This window comes from Pseudomonas sp. BCRC 81390 (assembly GCF_030341915.1).
In the GTDB taxonomy this organism is placed as follows: domain Bacteria; phylum Pseudomonadota; class Gammaproteobacteria; order Pseudomonadales; family Pseudomonadaceae; genus Aquipseudomonas.
On sequence record NZ_JATAAG010000010.1, the window covers coordinates 220297 to 237021 of the forward strand.

Here is a 16725-nt window from a genome sequence, read left to right on the forward strand (position 1 = left end):
TGTTGTAACAGCTGATTTACAGATTAGCGCAGCGCACGCAGCAAATCCCGTGAAATGAATCACACCTTGGTGTTAACGCCAAGGTGCGCTCTGCACTGGGCTGGCCACAGCCGCTTCGCCGCGCAGGTGGCCCAGTTTTTCCAGGGTCTGCAGGCGCGCCTGGGCGCGATAGGCATACTCGTTGCCCGGGTATTGCTGGATCAGGTACTGGTAAGTCTGCGCAGCATCTACGTACAACGCCTGGCGCTCCAGGCACTGGCCACGCAGCAGCGACACCTCGGGGTGGATGAACGGCCGCGCGCGGCTAGTACGGTCGACCTGCGACAACTCCAGCATGACCCGCTGGCAGTCGCCACGGTCGTAGGCACGGTAGGCATTGTTCAGGTGGTGGTCCATCGACCAGCGGGTACAGCCGACGGCGCTGGCAGCCAGGGCAAAAACGATCAGGGCGCGCATGGGGATCTCCTTTGATGGCAAGTATATCGGCCGGGATCGGGTTTTCTTCAGTTCAGTGGAATCAGCGCCCGTGCCGCTCACCCTTCAATCTGTAGCTGGTCAGCAGTTGCCCTGACCCGGAAGGTCGCAGGTAGTGCAACGGAACAATGACTACAGCGAGATTCAGGAGTAGCCTTTCGCTGCGCTTCACTATAGGAGTCTGTGCATGACCATCCGCCGTACCAAAATCGTCGCCACCCTTGGCCCCGCCAGCAATTCGCCGGAAGTGATCGAACAGCTGATCCTCGCCGGCCTGGACGTGGCACGCCTGAACTTCTCCCACGGCACCCCGGACGAGCACAAGGCCCGCGCCCGCCTGATCCGTGACATCGCCGCCAAGAACGGCCGCCATGTCGCGCTGCTGGGTGACCTGCAGGGTCCGAAGATCCGCATCGCCAAGTTCGCCAACAAGCGCATCGAATTGAAGATCGGTGACAAGTTCACCTTCTCCACCGCCCACCCGCTGACCGAAGGCAACCAGGACATCGTCGGTATCGACTATCCCGACCTGGTCAAGGACTGCGGCGTCGGCGACGAACTGCTGCTCGACGATGGCCGCGTGGTCATGCGCGTCGAAACTGCCACTGCAGACGCCCTGCACTGCGTGGTGATCATCGGCGGCCCGCTGTCGGACCACAAGGGTATCAACCGTAAAGGTGGCGGCCTGACCGCACCAGCCCTGACCGAAAAAGACAAGGCCGACATCAAGCTGGCCGCGGAAATGGACCTGGACTACCTGGCCGTGTCCTTCCCGCGTGACGCCAGCGACATGGAATATGCGCGCAAGCTGCGTGACGAAGCCGGCGGCAACGCCTGGCTGGTGGCCAAGATCGAACGCGCCGAAGCCGTTGCCGACGACGAGACCCTCGACAAGCTGATCGCCGCCTCCGACGCCGTGATGGTCGCCCGTGGTGACCTGGGCGTGGAAATCGGCGACGCCGAGCTGATCGCCATTCAGAAAAAGATCATCCAGCACGCCCGCCGCAACAACAAGGCGGTGATCGTGGCGACCCAGATGATGGAGTCGATGATCCAGAACCCGATGCCGACCCGTGCCGAAGTGTCCGACGTCGCCAACGCCGTGCTGGACAACACCGACGCGGTCATGCTGTCGGCAGAAAGTGCCGCCGGTGCCTACCCGATCGAAGCCGTCCAGGCCATGGCCCGCATCTGCCTGGGTGCCGAAAAGCACCCGACCAGCCAGAAGTCCAGCCACCGCCTGCACACCACCTTCGAGCGCTGCGACGAAAGCATCGCCCTGGCGGCCATGTACACCGCCAACCACTTCCCGGGCGTGAAGGCGATCATCGCCCTGACCGAGAGTGGCTACACCCCGCTGATCATGTCGCGCCTGCGTTCGCACGTGCCGATCTTCGCCCTGTCGCCACACCGCGCCACCCAGGCGCGCGCCTCGATGTTCCGCGGCGTGTACCCGATTGCTTTCGACCCGGCCTCGCTGCCGGCCGACAAGGTGAGCCAGGCAGCGGTCGACGAGCTGCTCAAGCGCGGCCTGGTGGAGCAAGGTGACTGGGTGATCCTGACCAAGGGTGACAGCTACCACACCATCGGCGGCACCAACGGCATGAAGATCCTGCACGTGGGTGATCCGCTGGTCGGCTGATAGCCTTTGAGACCTGATCGCGACCTGCGGTCGCTCCTACAGGAAATCGCCATCCCCCGTAGGAGCGACCAAAGGTCGCGATGAGGCCAGCACAAGCAACCCATACGCCTCAGGCGTGTTCAACAAACACATCAGCAAACACCTGCCCCCGCGGCACTCCGGCAATGAACAGCCGCCGGGCAAACCGCTCGACACTCGCCGGCGCCCCGCACAGCAGCGCCAGCGTCTGCCGCGATGACGGCCGCAAGCCGGCCAGCACGTCCTCCAGCTGCTCCGCCAGCACCAGCTCGACCTCCACCCCTGGCAACTTCAGCAGCGGCTCTGCCAAATAGTGCCCTGACCGCTCTCGCGCCACGTGCAGCAGCCGGATCTCGCCCCGATGCCCCTGCCGCAACGCTTCGCGCAGGATGCCCCACAACGGCGCCAGCCCGGTGCCCGCCGCCAGCAACCACAGCGGCCGGTCCTGCCAGTCCGGGTCGTAATGCAAGGCGCCGCCCCTGAATTCCCCCAGGCGCAACACATCCCCCGGCTGCAAACCACGGGCCTTGTCACAAAAGGCGCCAGGGCGCTGGCAGTCGATATGGAACTCGAGGAAATCGTCCTCACCCGGCAGGCTGGCCAGCGAATAGGGCCGCGCGACCGCAGCATGCCATAGCACCACATGCTGCCCGGCCTGGTAACGCACCACCCGCTCCGGCCGCAAGCGCAAGCGCAACACATCGCCGCACCAATCCAGCGCACAGACCTCCGCCGCTACGCCATCCTGCTGCGGGTCGAACAGCGCCACCCGCAGGTCGTCGACCACCTGGCACTGGCACGCCAGGCGCCAACCCTGCGCATGCTTGTCCAGCGCCAGGGCATCGGGCCGGGCATCCAGCGGTTGCCCGGCCAGGCAATGCACCAGGCAGACATGGCAGCTGCCCGCGCGGCAACTGTAGGGCACGTTGAACCCTGCCTCGTTCAGGGCATCGAGCAGGTTGCTGCCGGTCGGCACCGCCCAGCGGCGCTCGCCCACGCAAAGTTCGGGCATGGTCGGTCTTTCTCCATCGGTCATGCGGCCACTGTATGCCAAGCGGGCAAAGGCAGCAAAAAGGATGCCCGCGCCTTGCCGACCATGGTCCAGACCACGCGCAGGTGTTTCACACGGTGAGGCACGCTATACTGCCGCGCCTTTTTGCGTCGGCCATGCCGCCGGCGCGCCTTTGCAAGGCGTTTCGACATGCTGGTCGGCACCGTCGAGCGTCTCAATGAATGTTCCCGTCTTTAAGAGGAGCGCGCTGCATGACCGTGATCAAGCAAGACGACCTGATTCAGAGCGTCGCCGACGCCCTGCAATTCATTTCGTACTACCACCCCGTCGATTTCATCCAGGCCATGCACGAGGCCTATCTGCGTGAAGAATCGCCTGCCGCGCGCGATTCCATCGCCCAGATCCTGATCAACTCGCGCATGTGCGCCACCGGCCACCGCCCGATCTGCCAGGACACCGGCATCGTCACCGTGTTCATCCGGGTGGGCATGGACGTGCGCTGGGACGGCGCCACCATGAGCGTCGACGACATGATCAACGAAGGTGTGCGTCGCGCCTACAACCTGCCTGAAAACGTGCTGCGCGCGTCGATCCTGGCCGACCCGGCCGGTGCCCGCAAGAACACCAAGGACAACACCCCGGCAGTGATCCACTACTCCATCGTCCCCGGCGACAAGGTCGAGGTCGATGTCGCAGCCAAGGGCGGCGGCTCGGAGAACAAGTCGAAGATGGCCATGCTCAACCCGTCCGACTCGATCGTCGACTGGGTACTGAAGACCGTGCCGACCATGGGCGCTGGCTGGTGCCCGCCTGGCATGCTCGGCATCGGCATCGGCGGTACCGCCGAGAAGGCTGCGGTGATGGCCAAGGAAGTGTTGATGGAGTCCATCGACATCCACGAACTGAAAGCCCGTGGCCCGCAGAACCGTCTGGAAGAAATCCGCCTGGAGCTGTTCGAGAAGGTCAACCAGCTGGGCATCGGCGCCCAGGGCCTGGGCGGCCTGACCACCGTGCTCGACGTCAAGATCATGGATTACCCGACCCACGCCGCTTCGCTGCCGGTGTGCATGATCCCCAACTGCGCCGCCACCCGCCACGCCCACTTCGTGCTCGATGGTTCCGGCCCGGCCGAGCTGGAAGCGCCGTCGCTGGACGCCTACCCGGAAATCGTCTGGGAAGCCGGCCCGAGCGCCCGTCGCGTCAACCTCGACGCCATCACCCCGGAAGAAGTCGCCAGCTGGAAGCCGGGCGAGACCATCCTGCTCAACGGCAAGATGCTCACCGGCCGCGATGCCGCGCACAAGCGCATGGTCGAGATGCTCAACCGTGGCGAAGAGCTGCCGGTAGACCTGAAAGGCCGCTTCATCTACTACGTCGGCCCGGTCGACCCGGTAGGTGACGAAGTGGTAGGCCCGGCCGGCCCGACCACCGCCACCCGCATGGACAAGTTCACCCGCCAGATCCTCGAGCAGACTGGCCTGCTGGGCATGATCGGCAAGTCCGAGCGCGGCCCTGCCGCCATCGAAGCGATCAAGGACAACAAGGCCGTGTACCTGATGGCCGTCGGCGGCGCCGCCTACCTGGTGGCCCAGGCCATCCGCAAGTCGAAGGTCCTGGCCTTCGCCGAGCTGGGTATGGAAGCGATCTACGAGTTCGAGGTCAAGGACATGCCGGTGACCGTCGCCGTGGACAGCAATGGTGAATCGGTACACATCACTGGCCCTGCCCTGTGGCAGAGCAAGATTGCCGAGAGCCTGGCAGTCGAAGTGAAGTAAGCCTGATATAACTGCGGCGGCTTCTTCGCGGGCTTGCCCGCTCCCACAGGTAACGCGTAGCCCTCAGGCTTGCGCTGCACCTGTGGGAGCGAGCAAGCCCGCGAACAGGCCGCCACTGTTTTCACAGGATTCTGTCAAACTGCTCCGGCCAGTCCCTGCGGGTAAACACCTGCCCTTCCCGCCTCACCCGCCGCACTTCTTCCAGGTCCACCTCGCACAGCAGCCACTGGCTACGCACCGGGCTCAGCTCCTCACTCAACGCAATCACGCCGTCCCCCGGCATGCCATGATCCGGTGGCACGAACAACCCTGCCCGGCCGATATTCTCGTCCAGCGCCGGCGACCAGGCGGCCAGTCCGACCGTGGAGCTCTGCAATACGGCAATCTGGTTCTCCAGCGCCCGCGCCTGCGCGCCAATGCGCACCCGGTGATAGCCCGCCTCGGTGTCGGTACAGCTTGGCGCAAGGATCAGGTCAGCGCCTTCCTCGGCCAGGCGCCGGGCCAGCATCGGGAATTCATTGTCGTAGCAGATCAGGATCCCCAGGCGCCCCAGTTCGGTGTCGAACACCTGCAGCCCCTGGCCTGCGGCGATGTCCCACTGCTCGCGCTCGAAACGGGTCATCATCAGCTTGTCCTGGTAACCCAACACGCCCTCTGGGCCGAACAGCCAGGCACGGTTGCGGTACAGGCCGTCGCCATCCTGCACCGGCAAGCTGCCGGGCTGCAGGTAGATTCCCCAGCGTCGGGCAATGCCCTCGCACAGCGCCAGCCACGGCTCGAGCAGCGGCTGGATACCGGCAATCGAGGCCTTCAGGTCGCCCCGCTGCTCGACCGGCAACTGCCCGCTGAGCACCAGCCCGGCGTATTCCGGCAACAGCAGCAGGCGCGCCCCCGCCGCCGCAGCCTCGGCGCACAGGGCTTGCAGGTGCGCGGCGTAGGCGTCCCAGGTTTCATGCAGCTCGATCGCATACTGGCAGGCCGCCAGGCGGATCATATCGGCAGTTCCTTGAGCCAGAACGACATCAGTTTGTCGGAGCTTTCCGCGTCGTCCAGGTCACGCCAGGCATAGCGGGTGCGCAGCGACGGGTCGTGCAGGAAGCCACGATTACGCCAGAAGCCATGCAGGGGCTTGTAGTCCGCGGGGCGCCGAGGGTGCACCCCGGGCCGCTCCACCGCGCAGAACGCGCAGTAATCGAACTCGGCCAGTTTGTGCGCGTAGGATTCGCGCTCGATGAAAAAACGCACCCCCAGGCCTTGGCCACGGTACTCCGGCAATACCACCGATTCACCGAAGTAATAGACGCTGGCCGGGTCGCGCCCCTGGGCCAGGAATGGCTGCTGGAATTCGGCGCCGACGTCCACCAGCGGCAGGCCGGTGGAGGCACCCACCACCTTGCCGTCGTCCAGCGCCAGCACCACCAGGCTGCGCCCGGACCGGGCATAGGTGGCCAGGTAGTCGGCTTCGTACTCCGGGGTGCCGTCGTAAAGGTAGGGAAACTCGCGAAACACGGTCAGGCGCAGGCGAGCGAGGTCATCGATGTAAGGCGCGATAGCGGCGCCGTGCAACAGGCGTATTTCCATGCTTGGCGGTCGTTTTGTCGATGTGGATGACGCGCTCGGCTAAGCCGGGCTTGAGGGGAAACCCTATCATCCGAAGCCACGACCCGCCTTTTCCCTCAACGACAGGTATTGTTCCATGACCGCTACCGAACTGGTAAATGCGTACTACGCGGCTTTCAACGCCGGCGACATGCCGGCCTTTCTTGCCCTGCTCAGCGAAGACGTGATCCACGACGTCAACCAGGGCGAGCGGCAGATGGGCAAGGCCCGGTTTGCCGCGTTCATGGACAAGATGAACCGCTGCTACCGCGAACGCCTGGCGGACATCGTGGTGATGCAGAATGCCGATGGCAGCCGGGCGGCGGCGGAATTCACCGTGCATGGCGAATACCTGGCCGATGATGAAGGCCTGCCGCCGGCCAACGGCCAGACCTACGTGCTGCCGGCGGGGGCGTTCTTCTATATCCATTGCGGCAAGATTGCCAGGGTGACCAACTACTACAACCTCAATGACTGGCTCGAGCAGGTCGGTTGAGGGGCACGGGCCCAACACGAGTGGCCCTGAGAACGGAGTGTGTAGTAGCGGCCTTGCGCAGCCCATCGCGACGCAAGGCCGCTCCTACCAGAGCAATGCCTGGCAGGTGCCAGGAAGCCGGGCCCGGTCAGGCGATGCGGGTGCCGAGCACCTTGAGGAACGCCGCCAGCCACGCCGGGTGCGCCGGCCAGGCGGGCGCGGTCACCAGGTTACCGTCGACATGCGCCTGGTCCACGGCGATATCGATGAAGGTGCCGCCGGCCAGGCGCACCTCTGGCGCACACGCCGGATAAGCGCTGCATTCACGCCCTTCCAGCACGCCGGCCGCCGCCAGCAGCTGGGCCCCGTGGCACACCGCGGCAATCGGTTTGCCAGCCTGGTCGAATGCCCGTACCAGTTCCAGCACCCGCTCATCCAGGCGCAGGTACTCCGGCGCACGGCCACCGGGAATCAGCAATGCGTCATAACCCTCGGCCCGCACCCGCACGAAATCGTAGTTCAGGGCAAAGTTGTGCCCGGGCTTTTCGCTGTAGGTCTGGTCACCCTCGAAATCATGGATGGCCGTGCGCACGGTCTGCCCCGCGACTTTTTCCGGACAAACTGCATGCACCGTATGCCCAACCATGCCCAAGGCCTGGAATGGCACCATGACCTCGTAATCTTCAACGAAGTCGCCGACCAACATGAGAATCTTCTTAGCCGTCATTGCACCCACTCCTTCGATTGCCTAGAGACAGTCACTGCACGATAGCCGGTCTCAGTCGCGACGGTCGAGCAAGTTGACCACCAGGCGATCCAGCCAGCCCCACACCCGCTGCTTCACCCTGCGCCAGAGCGGGCGCGCATGCCAATGACTGAGGTCGACCACCTCGCTCAAGGCGAAGTCACGCTCGAAGCTGGCTTGTACGGCAGCCGTCAACGGCGGGTCGAGGGCCTCGATATTGGCCTCCAGGTTGAAGCGCAGGTTCCAATGGTCGAAGTTGCACGAGCCGATACTGACCCAGTCGTCGATCAGGACCATCTTCAGGTGCAGGAAACACGGCTGGTATTCGTAGATGCGCACCCCGGCGCGCAGCAGCCGGGGATAATAACGGTGCCCGGCGTAACGCACCGATGGGTGGTCGGTGCGCGGGCCGGTCAGCAGCAGGCGCACATCGACACCCTTGCCAGCGGCTCGGCGCAGCGAGCGTCGCACGCTCCAGGTCGGCAGGAAGTAGGGCGTGGCCAGCCACACCCGGCGCTTGCCGCTGTTGATCGCGCGCACCAGCGAATGCAGGATGTCCTGGTGCTGGCGGGCGTCGGCATAGGCCACCCGGCCCATGCCCTGGCCCTGCGCCGGGACCTTGGGCAGGCGTGGCAGGCCAAAGCCCTCGGCAGGGCGCCAGGCGGTACGGCGGTTGTTGGCGTGCCACTGGCGGTCGAACAGCAATTGCCAGTCATTCACCACCGGCCCCTGCATCTGCACCATCACCTCGTGCCATTCACTGGTCGCCTCGCCCGGCGTCCAGAACTCATCGGTAACACCGGTGCCGCCCACCACTGCCCAACGCTGGTCGACCAGCAGCAGCTTGCGGTGATCGCGGTACAGGTTGCGCAGGCCACGCTTCCAGCGCAGGCGGTTGTACCAGCGCAGGTACACCCCGGCATCCAGCAAGCGCTGGCGCAATGTGCTGTTGAACGCCAGCGAACCATAGTCGTCGAACAGGCAACGCACCCGCACACCACGAAGCGCCGCCCGTTCAAGCGCCTCGACTACCGTGTCCGCGCAGTCGCCGGCCTCGACCAGGTACAGTTCCAGGTCGATCTGGAACTCGGCGCGCATGATCGCCAGGAGCATGCGCGGAAAGAACTCGGGCCCGTCGATCAGCAGTTCGAAGTGGTTGCCATCCCGCCAGGGGAAGACTGGCCCGGCCATGTCAGCGGGCGGTAAAGATCAGCACCGCACTCACCGGTACCGACGGGTTGATGGACTTGAGCCCAGCGAACTTGCGCAGCCGTTGCAACCCGGGCAGCAGGCCGAAATCCTCGGCGCGCAGCACCAGCGGCTCAAGGGTCACCACCTGGAAGCGCCGCTCGTCGAGGCGGGTGGCCAGCAGCAGGGCGTTGTAGCTGTGGGACTGGCCGTGCAAGGTTACGGTCAGTGGCAGGCGCAGTTCGACCTGGGCACCATTGGCCAGGTCGTTTATCGGCCGCAGGTCCAGTTGTGCCTGCACCTTGGCCTCGGCGAAACGCTCGACCTCGAACAGATCCTCGCGCATGCGTTCGTCACGCTGGGGAATGCCGCTGCTCACCGAATCCATCTCGATGCTCAACCCGGCCGCGCCCTTGCGGTCGACCGTGCCATGCAGCACCAGAAACCGATGCACTTCGGCGCTGTCACCGTTCTTGCCGGTAATGAACGACAGGCGCGACGACTCGCCATCGAGGTGCCAGTTGGCGTGGGCAGGCAGGCACAAAGCCAGCAGCAAGGCGGGTAGCAGGCGGGGCAACTTGAACATGACGGATCTCGTGAAACCAGGCCGCCAACCTTAACCGCCCGCCTTCACGGCAGCAAGCGGCAGCCCTCGTGCGGGCCTTGCCAGACAGCCTGGTGGCGCCGCCCCAGGCCTTCGGCGGTTACCCGCCGCTGCTGGCGGTCTTCCTCCAGCAGGCTCAGCGCCAGCCATTGTTTCACGTAGCCCTGGCAATACTCCGGCTCGAACCCCATGACGAAGCGGCACGAGCAGTACTCCTTGGCCGAGTAGGCCGAAAGGATGCCGGGGAAGTCGGCCAGGGCCTGGCGCTCTTGCCAGGCCCAGTACGACAGCCCCAGCAACAGCAGCAGCCCGACCCGCTTCATGCGCCCTCCCCGGCCAGCACCGCAAGTACCCGCCTGAGCAGTTCGTCGTGCTGGTAGCTGCCGTCGCGGTCATCGGCATACCGCACGATCACCAGCTTCTGCGTGGGCAGCACGTACAGCGCCTGCCCCCAATGGCCGAGGGCCGCATAGGTGTCTGCGGGTGCACTCGGCCAGGGCCGTGGCGCCCCGGCCAACGGCTGGTTGAGCCACCAGTGACCACCGGGGTTGGCCTCGCCGGCCGTGGCGTTGGCTTGGGCAAATGGTGTCCGATTGAAGGCCACCCAGGCTTCGGGCAGCAGTTGCCGGCCGTGCCAACGCCCGTCGCGCTGCATCAGCAGACCGATGCGTGCCAGGTCGCGCGCGGTAAGGTACAGGTAGGAAGAACCGACATGGATGCCGGCCTGGTCACGTTCCCACACCGCGCTGGTGATGCCCAGCGGGGTGAACAGCGCGTGCCAGGGGTATTCCGGGTACTGTTCGCCGCCGAGCATGCCGCGCAGGGCGGCGGCCAGCAGGTTGCTGTCGCCGCTGGAATAGAGAAAGCGCTGGCCAGGGCTGGCGGCCGTGCCTCGCGCCGCGGTATAGGCCGCCATGTCCGCACGGCCGCGGGTATAGAGCATGGCTACCACCGAGGATTTCAGCGGAGCGTATTCGTAGTCTTCCTGCCAGTCCAGACCGCTGGCCCAGTGCAGCAGGTCGGCCATGCGCACGTCGGGGTGGGCGCTCATGGGCGGGTAGAAGCGGCTGACCGGGTCTTGTAACTGGAAGCGCCCCTGGCCCTGGGCCACGCCCAGCACCGTGGCGAGCACGCTTTTGCTGACCGACCAGGTGAGGTGGGCAGTGGCTGCGGTGGTGGGCGCCGTATAGCGTTCGTGCAGGATACGACCGTCACGAATGATCAGCAGGGCGTCGGTACGAATGCCAATGCGCTCCCGTGTGGGACGGGCGGGAAAGGCGTAGGCGTCGACAGCCTGCCAGTCGCGGGTGGCGTCATCGATTGGCCAATCGGGTTGAGGCCAGTCCTCGGCCCAGGCACACCGCGTAACCAATGCCAGTATGACGAACAATGTCTTCATCGGGATTGCCTTTCTTCGAAGGCCACCGTGCGGCCCCAGGATTCATGCAATCACCCGAATGTAGCAGTCATTCATGACAGTCCCGCAGCCGCCCATGCCTTGTTCAAGCGCTTCTCCCGCGCTGCAGCCGCCAGCGCCATCACGCCCTGGTCGCGCTGCCAGAGCTGCGCCCAATGTGCCGGCCCGGCTGCCAACGCCGCCTCGATTTCGCCCCGTAGCGCCTGGAACTGCGCAAACAACCCACCCAGCAACAAATGGCAACCGACCGTATCGGCACACTGCCGGCTACCTTCGGCACACCCGGCCAGCAGCCCGAGCAACTGCAGGCGCAAGGCCTGCGGCCAGGCACACGCCTGGCCGACGCCATACAGCCAGGCCGTCAGGGCGGTGAGCACATACAAGTCCTCCAGCGAGCGGAACGGTTTCACATAGGCATCCCAGCCATCCCCAGCCAGCAGTTCGCACGCTGCATGCGCCAGCACCAGTCGCCCATGCCCCACCTCCGGCATCAGCGGCAGGGTCGGCAGTGCTTCCAGCGTCACCCCCGGCTCGCCGGGGTAGACCACCGCCAGGTTCAACTGCGCTGCCGCACCCGACGCCTCGCTGCGCGCCGCCACCAGCAACCACTCCGCCTCCAGGCCGGCGGTGACGAAGTCCTTGCTGCCGGTCAAGCGCAGGCCGTCCAGGCGCGTACGCATGTCCGCCGGCCGCACGCTGCGCCGTTCGCTGGCGCACAGGGCACCGAGGCTCGGCGGAGCACTGGGCCACAGCACGCGCAAGGCGGCCTGGTAACCGACCAGGAACGCCAGGCCCGGCGTGGCCATCGCCCGCCCGCCAAGAACCGCCAGCTCGAACGGGGCAACCGGGCCAAGACGCTCGAGCAGCGCGGCATAGGTTTCGCCAAGGGTGCCCGCCAGCGCTTGGCGAAGCGGGTCGTTGAGTCGTTGCAACCAGGCCATGGAGCGGCTCCTTGCAGGGGGCTTTCGGCTAAGGCCGTGGGATGTCACGCAAGCATCACCAAAGCTTCACAGGGGTGACACCGCGTCTACCTAGGCTGACTTTGCACAACAAAGCCGACCGGCCGCAACCCTTCATGGCTGGCTTATGGAGACTCGTAATGACTCGGATCGCTCACGCTGGCGACAACAGCACCGAACGCCGTCTGCAAGCCGAACGCCTGGTTGGCGCCGCGGCCTTGCACGAGGCCCAGGCCCTGCGCTACAAGGTGTTCAGCGCCGAATTCAAGGCCCGCCTCAAAGGTGCCGAGCACGGCCTGGACATGGATGACTACGACGTGCATTGCCGCCACATCGGTGTGCGCGACCTGAGTACCGGCGAGCTGGTCGCCACCACGCGCCTGCTCGACCACCAGGCCGCCAGCAGCCTGGGCCGTTTCTACAGTGAAGAAGAATTCAGCCTGCATGGCCTGTTGCAATTGCAGGGCCCGATCCTGGAGCTGGGCCGTACCTGCGTGGCCCCCGACTACCGCAACGGCGGCACCATCGCCGTACTGTGGAGCGAACTGGCGGAAATCCTCAATGAAGGCCGCTACAGCTACCTGATGGGCTGCGCCAGCATCCCCATGCAGGATGGCGGCATACAGGCCCATGCCGTGATGCAGCGCCTGCGCGACCGCTACCTGTGCACCGAGCACCTGCGCGCCGAACCGAAAAACCCGTTGCCCAAGCTGGCGCTGCCGAACAACGTGATTGCCGAAATGCCTCCCCTGCTCAAGGCCTACATGCGCCTGGGCGCGAAAATTTGCGGCGAGCCATGCTGGGACGAAGACTTCCAGGTCGCCGACGTGTTCATCCTGCTCAAGCGCGACGAACTGTGCCCACGCTATGCCCGCCACTTCAAGGCAGCGGTGTGATGCCGAAGCTGCGGGTATTGGCCCGCCTGACGCGACTGCTGCTGGTCCTGCTGCTGGGCATGCTGCTGGCCGGTGTGATCACCCTGGGCGAGCGCCTGGGTTTCAAGCCATCGATAGAGCGCCGCCAGCGCTGGACCTGCCTGTTCATGAAACGCCTGGTCGCGGCGTTGCCATTCGACGTGCGAGTGATCGGCGCGCTACCGCAGCGGCCGATGCTGTGGGTCAGCAACCACGTGTCCTGGACCGATATCCCCTTGCTCGGCATGCTGCTGCCGCTGTCGTTCCTGTCCAAGGCCGAAGTGCGCCACTGGCCGCTGGCCGGCTGGCTGGCGGAAAAGGCCGGCACGCTGTTCATCCGCCGGGGTGGCGGTGACAGCCAGCGCCTGCGTGAACAGATCGCCGGGCAATTGGGCCTGGCGCGTCCGCTTTTGATCTTCCCCGAAGGCACCACCACCAGCGGACAGACCCTGCGCACCTTCCATGGCCGCCTGCTGGCGGGCGCCATCGACCGTGGGGTGGCGGTACAACCGGTGGCCATCCAGTACCTGCGCCATGGTCAGGTTGACCCGATCGCACCGTTCATCGGCGAGGATGACCTGGTGTCGCACCTGCTGCGCCTGTTCGCCCAGCCGCGGAGCGAGGTGTGCATCCACTTGCTGCAGCCGATCGGCAGCGTAGGCAAGGAGCGGGCGATGCTCGCACTGCAGGCGCAACAGGCGATTCAGCTGGCATTGTTCGGCGCTGAGGAAGTTGAAGTTGTGGCGCGACGGCAAGCGCGGGCTGCCTGAGTGTCTGCTGTTCAGGACTGGTCTCTTGCGGGCTTGCCCGCGAAGAGGCCGGCACAGGCCTGGCTGCCAGACATCCGCCCCACCGCCGCGAACGCCTGCAACTGTGGATAGAACTCGCGAAAATCCGCCAGCAACGGTTCATATAACCGCTCCAGCTCACCCATTACCCCCGCCATCCCCTCTGGCCGCGACAGCCTTCGGGCAATGCCGTTGAAGACCTGTTCCAGCGTGGCGAAATCACCATAAGCGCCCAGCCAGTCATCCGCCGCCATGTACGGCGCAATGCGCGCCAGCCGCCCGGGCAGCTTGGGTTCCGCCAACAGCACCCGATAAAACGCCCCAGTGAACTGCTCCAGCGGTTGCTCGGCATAATCCTGCCAATGCCGGGCCAGGCAGTGATCGAAGAACACATCCACAACGATGCCGGCAAAGCGCCGCCGCTCACGTGGAAAACGCGCCAGTGCCGCCAGCACCAACGGGTGCTGGTCGGTATAGCTGTCGATTCGACGGTGCAGCCGGATGGCCGCCTCCAACGCAGGCGGGAAGCGCCCTTCCAGCGGGCCTTTGACGAAATCGCCATACAGGCTGCCAAGCAGTTGTTGCGGCGCCGGGCCGCCCAGGTGCAGGTGTGCGAGGTAGTTCATCGGCGCAGTCTAGCACCGTCAGCGCCTATATCGTTATAACGCGATATAGCGATTCGCGCTCAGCTCAGAACCTCTTGGTATTTGTATATCGGTAATTCACGATTTACATTTCGCCCTATCGCGATATACCGCTACAACGAGCCTCAACCCATGCCTCTCGATCTCGACGAAATCATAAAAGCGCTGGCCCACCCAGTCAGGCGAGAAATCCTCGGCTGGTTGAAAGCCCCGGCAACGCACTTCCCGGACCAGTACCACAGCACCGAGAACGGTGTCTGTGCCGGGCAGATCGACCAACGCTGCGGCCTGTCGCAGTCGACCGTCTCTGCCCACCTGGCCACCCTGCAGCGCGCCGGGTTGGTCAGCAGCCAGAAGATCGGCCAGTGGCACTTCTTCAAACGCAACGAAACCACCATACAGGCGTTTCTCGAACAATTGCGCCAAACACTCTGAACAGGCAGGTAACCGTCATGACCACGCTTTTCGATCCGATCACCCTGGGCGACCTGCAATTGCCCAACCGCATCATCATGGCCCCGCTGACCCGCTGCCGCGCCGATGAAGGCCGGGTGCCCAATGCGCTTATGGCCGAGTATTACGTGCAGCGCGCCAGTGCCGGGCTGATCCTCAGCGAGGCGACCTCGGTCAGCCCCATGGGTGTCGGCTACCCGGATACCCCGGGCATCTGGAACGACGAACAGGTACGTGGCTGGAACAATGTGACCAAGGCCGTGCATGCTGCGGGCGGGCGCATCTTCCTGCAACTGTGGCATGTTGGCCGCATCTCGCACCCCAGCTACCTGAATGGCGAACTGCCGGTAGCCCCCAGCGCAATCCAGCCCAAGGGTCATGTGAGCCTGGTACGCCCGCTCAGTGACTACCCCACCCCGCGCGCGCTGGAGAGCGAAGAAATCGCCGATATCGTCGAGGCCTACCGCAGCGGCGCCGAGAATGCCAAGGCCGCCGGCTTCGATGGTGTGGAGATTCATGGCGCCAACGGTTACTTGCTCGACCAGTTCCTGCAAAGCAGCACCAACCAGCGCAGCGACCGCTACGGCGGCTCGCTGGAAAATCGTGCACGGCTGCTGCTGGAAGTGACCGATGCGGCCATCGAAGTGTGGGGTGCAGGCCGCGTCGGCGTACACCTGGCACCACGTGCCGATGCCCACGACATGGGTGATGCCGACCGCGCCGAGACCTTCACCTACGTGGCGCGTGAGCTGGGTAAACGCGGCATTGCCTTTATCTGCTCGCGGGAGAAGGAAGCTGACGACAGCATTGGCCCGCTGATCAAGGAAGCGTTCGGTGGCGCGTACATCGTCAACGAACGGTTCGACAAGGCCAGTGCCAATGCCGCGTTGGCGGCAGGCAAGGCGGATGCGGTGGCGTTTGGCGTGCCGTTTATCGCCAACCCTGACCTGCCGGCGCGGCTGGCGGCGGATGCGCCGTTGAATGAAGCGCGGCCAGAGACCTTCTATGGCAAGGGGCCGGTGGGGTATATCGACTATCCGCGGTTGTAACCGGGATTGCCGGGGCCGCTTTGCGGCCCTGTGTCGCGAAAGGAGGGCAAAACCCTCCCCCGCCCTGTCACGGCCGGGCGTTGATCTGCTGCTGCAGGTTCTGGATCTGGCTCTGCAAGGTATTCAGGTTGCGGGTCGTCTGCGCCCGGAAGGCATCGAACTCCTGCACCGAAGCACCACTGGCTGCCGCCGCAGCCGGACGGTTATCGATCTGGCTCTTGAGCACCAACATGTCCTGCTCCAGGTCCTGGATAGCCGCGCTCGGGTTACCTTGCTTCTTCAGCGCCGCCACCTCGCTGCTCAGGCTCTTGAGCTGGCCATCCAGCTTGCCGCCGTCGGCCTGCGCGGCCTTCAGTGCCGCAACCTGCTCGTTCAGGCCCTTCAGCTGGGCATCCAGCTTGCCCCCATCGACCTGGCCCGAGCGCAACGCGGCCAGTTCGCCGTTCACCTGCTTCAGTTGCGCCTGCAACTGGCTCTGCAGCTCGGTCACTGCCTTCTGCTGTTCACGGGTATCGGCCAGCACCTGCTCCAGGCGCTTGCCCAGGTCACCGGCCTGCCCGGCCATCCCCTGCTGCAACTGGCGCAGCTGCAGTTTCAATGCCTCGCTACTGGTGTTGGCCCCCGACTCGCTGGCCGCGACCTTGCCGCTGATGGCCTGCAGGCGCCCGGCCGCTTCCTCGCTGATGCGGGCAAAGCTCTCCTGGGTCGCCACCAGTTGCTGTTCCATCAGGGAAATCTGCTGGAAGCTCCACCAGCCGAGGCCCGCCAAGGCGATGAACGAGGCCCCGAGCAAGGCCCAAAGCGGCGCCGTGCTGGCCCCGCGGGCGGCTTTCTGGCGGCTGCGCACCACGTGCGCCGGCATCAGTTCGTCATCGTCATGGGTGCCGGCCCGCAGGGTAGGCACGTCATCGTAGTCATCATCAGCATGGTTACGCATGGATACATTCAACCGCGGTAGTCGCAAAGAGG

The 16725-nt window shown here is 65.0% G+C and carries 19 protein-coding genes; 7 read left to right on the forward strand and 12 right to left on the reverse strand.

The features are described 5' to 3' along the window. Window positions 1-72: 72 nt before the first annotated feature. Window positions 73-456, reverse strand: a complete 384-nt coding sequence (locus QSV36_RS05475; protein WP_170032275.1) for a tetratricopeptide repeat protein — start codon at window positions 454-456, stop codon at window positions 73-75. Between the two features lie 205 nt (window positions 457-661). Between QSV36_RS05475 and pyk the strand changes: the two genes are divergently transcribed. Continuing rightward, window positions 662-2116: a pyruvate kinase gene (gene pyk, locus QSV36_RS05480; protein ID WP_289130614.1), complete on the forward strand. Its 1455-nt coding sequence runs from the start codon at window positions 662-664 to the stop codon at window positions 2114-2116. 109 nt (window positions 2117-2225) lie between these two features. Here the strand turns inward: pyk and QSV36_RS05485 are convergent, their stop codons facing one another. Beyond that, window positions 2226-3146 (reverse strand): iron-sulfur-binding ferredoxin reductase, encoded by a 921-nt coding sequence (locus QSV36_RS05485; protein WP_289130617.1) that lies wholly within the window; start codon window positions 3144-3146, stop codon window positions 2226-2228. Window positions 3147-3397: 251 nt separating this feature from the next. On the opposite strand from QSV36_RS05485, the gene QSV36_RS05490 reads away from it, so the two are divergent. After that, entirely contained in the window at window positions 3398-4921 is a 1524-nt protein-coding gene (locus QSV36_RS05490; protein WP_225779118.1) for a fumarate hydratase, read from the forward strand. A gap of 121 nt (window positions 4922-5042) precedes the next feature. Here the strand turns inward: QSV36_RS05490 and QSV36_RS05495 are convergent, their stop codons facing one another. Continuing rightward, window positions 5043-5915, reverse strand: coding sequence for a carbon-nitrogen hydrolase family protein (locus QSV36_RS05495; RefSeq protein WP_289130620.1), 873 nt, complete (start codon window positions 5913-5915; stop codon window positions 5043-5045). Continuing rightward, a complete protein-coding gene (locus tag QSV36_RS05500; protein WP_289130622.1) occupies window positions 5912-6502 on the reverse strand; it encodes a GNAT family N-acetyltransferase in 591 nt (196 codons plus the stop codon). The genes QSV36_RS05495 and QSV36_RS05500 overlap by 4 nt, the downstream gene beginning before the upstream one ends. A gap of 115 nt (window positions 6503-6617) precedes the next feature. On the opposite strand from QSV36_RS05500, the gene QSV36_RS05505 reads away from it, so the two are divergent. Further along, window positions 6618-7016 carry a nuclear transport factor 2 family protein gene (locus tag QSV36_RS05505; protein WP_289130625.1) on the forward strand — a complete coding sequence of 133 codons (399 nt, stop codon included), beginning with the start codon at window positions 6618-6620 and terminating at the stop codon, window positions 7014-7016. A 127-nt stretch (window positions 7017-7143) separates the two neighbouring features. Here the strand turns inward: QSV36_RS05505 and QSV36_RS05510 are convergent, their stop codons facing one another. The 6 genes from QSV36_RS05510 to QSV36_RS05535 form a co-directional block, all read right to left on the reverse strand. Continuing rightward, window positions 7144-7722 (reverse strand): DJ-1/PfpI family protein, encoded by a 579-nt coding sequence (locus QSV36_RS05510; protein ID WP_225779121.1) that lies wholly within the window; start codon window positions 7720-7722, stop codon window positions 7144-7146. A gap of 51 nt (window positions 7723-7773) precedes the next feature. Beyond that, window positions 7774-8931, reverse strand: a complete 1158-nt coding sequence (locus tag QSV36_RS05515) for a phospholipase D-like domain-containing protein (RefSeq protein WP_289130627.1) — start codon at window positions 8929-8931, stop codon at window positions 7774-7776. 1 nt (window position 8932) lies between these two features. Then, window positions 8933-9514, reverse strand: a complete 582-nt coding sequence (locus QSV36_RS05520) for a YceI family protein (RefSeq protein WP_289130630.1) — start codon at window positions 9512-9514, stop codon at window positions 8933-8935. Window positions 9515-9558: 44 nt separating this feature from the next. Further along, on the reverse strand, window positions 9559-9855 hold the full coding sequence (locus QSV36_RS05525; RefSeq protein WP_289130632.1) for an amidase: 297 nt from the start codon (window positions 9853-9855) through the stop codon (window positions 9559-9561). After that, window positions 9852-10931: a serine hydrolase domain-containing protein gene (locus QSV36_RS05530; RefSeq protein WP_289130635.1), complete on the reverse strand. Its 1080-nt coding sequence runs from the start codon at window positions 10929-10931 to the stop codon at window positions 9852-9854. Before QSV36_RS05530 ends, QSV36_RS05525 begins: the two co-directional genes overlap by 4 nt. Before the next feature lie 71 nt (window positions 10932-11002). Further along, window positions 11003-11890 (reverse strand): acyl-CoA dehydrogenase middle domain-containing protein, encoded by an 888-nt coding sequence (locus tag QSV36_RS05535; protein ID WP_289130637.1) that lies wholly within the window; start codon window positions 11888-11890, stop codon window positions 11003-11005. A gap of 158 nt (window positions 11891-12048) precedes the next feature. Between QSV36_RS05535 and olsB the strand changes: the two genes are divergently transcribed. Together olsB and QSV36_RS05545 are read left to right on the forward strand one after the other, a co-directional pair. After that, entirely contained in the window at window positions 12049-12804 is a 756-nt protein-coding gene (olsB, locus tag QSV36_RS05540; RefSeq protein ID WP_225779127.1) for an L-ornithine N(alpha)-acyltransferase, read from the forward strand. Then, window positions 12804-13592 carry a lysophospholipid acyltransferase family protein gene (locus tag QSV36_RS05545; protein WP_289130641.1) on the forward strand — a complete coding sequence of 263 codons (789 nt, stop codon included), beginning with the start codon at window positions 12804-12806 and terminating at the stop codon, window positions 13590-13592. The genes olsB and QSV36_RS05545 overlap by 1 nt, the downstream gene beginning before the upstream one ends. An 11-nt stretch (window positions 13593-13603) precedes the next feature. Here QSV36_RS05545 and QSV36_RS05550 read toward each other — a convergent pair whose 3' ends face one another. Further along, complete coding sequence (locus tag QSV36_RS05550; protein WP_289130644.1) at window positions 13604-14236, reverse strand: acyl carrier protein phosphodiesterase; 633 nt, start codon at window positions 14234-14236, stop codon at window positions 13604-13606. 150 nt (window positions 14237-14386) lie between these two features. Here QSV36_RS05550 and QSV36_RS05555 point away from each other — a divergent pair, with 150 nt between their 5' ends. Both QSV36_RS05555 and QSV36_RS05560 read left to right on the forward strand, forming a co-directional pair. Next, window positions 14387-14689 carry an ArsR/SmtB family transcription factor gene (locus QSV36_RS05555; RefSeq protein WP_289130647.1) on the forward strand — a complete coding sequence of 101 codons (303 nt, stop codon included), beginning with the start codon at window positions 14387-14389 and terminating at the stop codon, window positions 14687-14689. Window positions 14690-14706: 17 nt separating this feature from the next. Next, window positions 14707-15756 (forward strand): alkene reductase, encoded by a 1050-nt coding sequence (locus tag QSV36_RS05560; protein WP_289130649.1) that lies wholly within the window; start codon window positions 14707-14709, stop codon window positions 15754-15756. Window positions 15757-15823: 67 nt separating this feature from the next. Here the strand turns inward: QSV36_RS05560 and QSV36_RS05565 are convergent, their stop codons facing one another. Continuing rightward, complete coding sequence (locus QSV36_RS05565; protein ID WP_289130651.1) at window positions 15824-16693, reverse strand: ATPase; 870 nt, start codon at window positions 16691-16693, stop codon at window positions 15824-15826. Window positions 16694-16725: the final 32 nt, after the last annotated feature.

Excerpts from the sequence above, each read along its gene's own strand:
- QSV36_RS05475 (WP_170032275.1), bottom strand. The coding sequence starts at position 456 with ATGCGCGCCCTGATCGTTTTTGCCCTGGCTGCCAGCGCCGTCGGCTGT.
- pyk (WP_289130614.1), top strand. The coding sequence starts at position 662 with ATGACCATCCGCCGTACCAAAATCGTCGCCACCCTTGGCCCCGCCAGC.
- QSV36_RS05485 (WP_289130617.1), bottom strand. The coding sequence starts at position 3,146 with ATGCCCGAACTTTGCGTGGGCGAGCGCCGCTGGGCGGTGCCGACCGGC.
- QSV36_RS05490 (WP_225779118.1), top strand. The coding sequence starts at position 3,398 with ATGACCGTGATCAAGCAAGACGACCTGATTCAGAGCGTCGCCGACGCC.
- QSV36_RS05495 (WP_289130620.1), bottom strand. The coding sequence starts at position 5,915 with ATGATCCGCCTGGCGGCCTGCCAGTATGCGATCGAGCTGCATGAAACC.
- QSV36_RS05500 (WP_289130622.1), bottom strand. The coding sequence starts at position 6,502 with ATGGAAATACGCCTGTTGCACGGCGCCGCTATCGCGCCTTACATCGAT.
- QSV36_RS05505 (WP_289130625.1), top strand. The coding sequence starts at position 6,618 with ATGACCGCTACCGAACTGGTAAATGCGTACTACGCGGCTTTCAACGCC.
- QSV36_RS05510 (WP_225779121.1), bottom strand. The coding sequence starts at position 7,722 with ATGACGGCTAAGAAGATTCTCATGTTGGTCGGCGACTTCGTTGAAGAT.
- QSV36_RS05515 (WP_289130627.1), bottom strand. The coding sequence starts at position 8,931 with ATGGCCGGGCCAGTCTTCCCCTGGCGGGATGGCAACCACTTCGAACTG.
- QSV36_RS05520 (WP_289130630.1), bottom strand. The coding sequence starts at position 9,514 with ATGTTCAAGTTGCCCCGCCTGCTACCCGCCTTGCTGCTGGCTTTGTGC.
- QSV36_RS05525 (WP_289130632.1), bottom strand. The coding sequence starts at position 9,855 with ATGAAGCGGGTCGGGCTGCTGCTGTTGCTGGGGCTGTCGTACTGGGCC.
- QSV36_RS05530 (WP_289130635.1), bottom strand. The coding sequence starts at position 10,931 with ATGAAGACATTGTTCGTCATACTGGCATTGGTTACGCGGTGTGCCTGG.
- QSV36_RS05535 (WP_289130637.1), bottom strand. The coding sequence starts at position 11,890 with ATGGCCTGGTTGCAACGACTCAACGACCCGCTTCGCCAAGCGCTGGCG.
- olsB (WP_225779127.1), top strand. The coding sequence starts at position 12,049 with ATGACTCGGATCGCTCACGCTGGCGACAACAGCACCGAACGCCGTCTG.
- QSV36_RS05545 (WP_289130641.1), top strand. The coding sequence starts at position 12,804 with ATGCCGAAGCTGCGGGTATTGGCCCGCCTGACGCGACTGCTGCTGGTC.
- QSV36_RS05550 (WP_289130644.1), bottom strand. The coding sequence starts at position 14,236 with ATGAACTACCTCGCACACCTGCACCTGGGCGGCCCGGCGCCGCAACAA.
- QSV36_RS05555 (WP_289130647.1), top strand. The coding sequence starts at position 14,387 with ATGCCTCTCGATCTCGACGAAATCATAAAAGCGCTGGCCCACCCAGTC.
- QSV36_RS05560 (WP_289130649.1), top strand. The coding sequence starts at position 14,707 with ATGACCACGCTTTTCGATCCGATCACCCTGGGCGACCTGCAATTGCCC.
- QSV36_RS05565 (WP_289130651.1), bottom strand. The coding sequence starts at position 16,693 with ATGCGTAACCATGCTGATGATGACTACGATGACGTGCCTACCCTGCGG.